We start from the raw sequence: 402 nt of genomic DNA, 5'->3' as shown, positions 1-402 counted from the left end.
GAGGATATCTCGAAACCGCAACCGGTGTCGTGTGTCGAATAACACCATCGCTCGCTCAAAAGTATAACCTCTCCACACCGAATCGGGAAGACCAGAGTGCCCCCGACACGTTTTGGCGGCCGGAATACGGTCTTGAGCCATTCAAGCACGTTCTCAGACGAACCATACGGCAAAGTCACGAACAGTTCGGGAATACAAATGCCTACCAATACCCGACACCGTACGAGCTCTTCGATTCGTACGAACCTATCAAGGATGACATCACCTATGCGATTCCGTTCGAACCAACAGCAGGAGTTAAACAGACCTACGTCGTCTCCAAATGGCGACTTGGCTACAGAGTCCGTGACGAAACACACCGATATTTGCTGAATCTCGCTCTCGACTGTGGTGTTGGCCAAC

1 pseudogene is annotated in these 402 nt (G+C 51.5%); it reads left to right on the top strand.

Annotated features, from left to right (window positions below):
• Positions 1-402 (top strand): annotated as a pseudogene (locus AUR66_RS21075) (CRISPR-associated endoribonuclease Cas6); the annotation flags it as partial.

Source organism: Haloferax profundi, from assembly GCF_001469865.1.
GTDB lineage: Archaea > Halobacteriota > Halobacteria > Halobacteriales > Haloferacaceae > Haloferax > Haloferax profundi.
Note: the sequence above shows the minus strand (reverse complement) of the source record. Positions and strands in the feature narration are given on the sequence as shown.